This window comes from Microvirga sp. Mcv34 (assembly GCF_024519725.1).
Taxonomy (GTDB): Bacteria; Pseudomonadota; Alphaproteobacteria; order Rhizobiales; family Beijerinckiaceae; genus Microvirga.
The window spans coordinates 1-1,276 of sequence record NZ_JALJRK010000242.1 but is presented as its reverse complement, the minus strand read 5'-3'; the positions used below and the strand labels follow the sequence as shown (position 1 = coordinate 1,276).

Sequence of the window (1,276 nt, the reverse complement as noted above, 5' to 3'; positions counted from 1 at the left end):
GAAGGCTCCCACGATGTCCCTGCTGCCACACAAAGTTTATGACACAGTAGTACTAAGTACAACGCCACAAATTCTGCGGTATAATGGCCAAGGGGGCGAGCTGGGAGGCTGCTATGCGCCCCATTCGTCTGGATGGCCTAACCCAGGAGCAGTTGCAGGAACTGGACGAGGCCTATCACACCACCCGTGATGCGCGCCTGCGCACCCGGGTGCAGATGGTGCTGCTGTGCGCCGAGCAGGGTCTTGTCGCGGCCGAGATTGCCGACTTTGTGCGCCAAGACGAAGACACCGTCCGCCGCTGGCTGCGACGCTATCAGGCCGAGGGCCTGCGCGGCCTGTCCGATGCGCCTCGCCCCGGCGCCCCGCCCAAGATCACGCCTGCTTACCGCGAACAGCTGTTAAGGGTCGTGCGGCAACGGCCACGCAGCCTTGAGCTGCCCTTCTCGCTTTGGACCGCCGCACGCTTGGCCGATTACCTGGCCGAAGTGACCGGGCTGCGGCTGAGCCGTGGCAGCGTCTATCGCATCCTGCTCGCCGGCGATATGGCGCTCAGCCGGCCGCAGCACACGATCACCAGTCCCGATCCTGAGTATGCACTCAAAAAAAGGCGGTTGAGGACGCCCGCGATCACCTGAAATCCGGTGAGGTCTTCTACTACGCCGATGAATTCAACATCAGCTGGCATCCCACCCTGCGCGCCATGTGGGCACCGGTCGGGCAGCAGGTGATGATTTCAACCCCGGCCCAGCCGACCCGCCGTTATGGCTTGGGAGCCGTCAACTGGGTCACGGGCGAGACTGTTGTAATCACGCGCTTGCACAAGCGCCGGCGCGAGGTCGCTGAGTTGCTGGAAGCGTTGCTCGACAAGCACCGGCACGAGACGGTCTACGTGGCCTGGGACAACGCGAACACGCATGAGGATGACGAGATCGAGGCCGTGCTGCGGAGCGCGGCTGGCCGTCTGGTGCTGCTGTATCTGCCCACGTACAGTCCTTGGCTCAATCCGATCGAGATGCTCTGGCGTCAGTTCCGGCGCGAGGTCACCCACTGCGAGCTGTTCGCCAGCATTGAGGCGCTGATTGAGGCCACCAGAGCCTTCTTCGACGGCTACAACAAAAGACCTGACGGGGTGTGCTCCATCATCGGAGCGCACCCCGTATGACTTGTGGCGTTGTACTTAGTGGTCCGGCGCGTCACCGCCTCTGTTGCCGGTCGCTCTGGCAGCGATAGCCGATGAAACATTGCCGCACATCCGCTGTGGGGACCCAGACCGGCT

The 1,276-nt window shown here is 63.0% G+C and carries 2 protein-coding genes; both read left to right on the top strand.

The annotated features are described in order from the left end of the window. Positions 1–113 precede the first annotated feature (113 nt). Positions 114–635, top strand: a complete 522-nt coding sequence (locus OC446_RS30390) for a helix-turn-helix domain-containing protein (protein ID WP_262032588.1) — start codon at positions 114–116, stop codon at positions 633–635. Next, positions 632–1,162 (top strand): IS630 family transposase, encoded by a 531-nt coding sequence (locus OC446_RS30385; RefSeq protein WP_262032589.1) that lies wholly within the window; start codon positions 632–634, stop codon positions 1,160–1,162. Before OC446_RS30390 ends, OC446_RS30385 begins: the two co-directional genes overlap by 4 nt. The last annotated feature ends 114 nt before the right edge of the window (positions 1,163–1,276 follow it).

Bases quoted from the DNA above. Each gene is read 5' to 3' on its own strand.
- OC446_RS30390 (WP_262032588.1), top strand. From the start codon at position 114: ATGCGCCCCATTCGTCTGGATGGCCTAACCCAGGAGCAGTTGCAGGAA.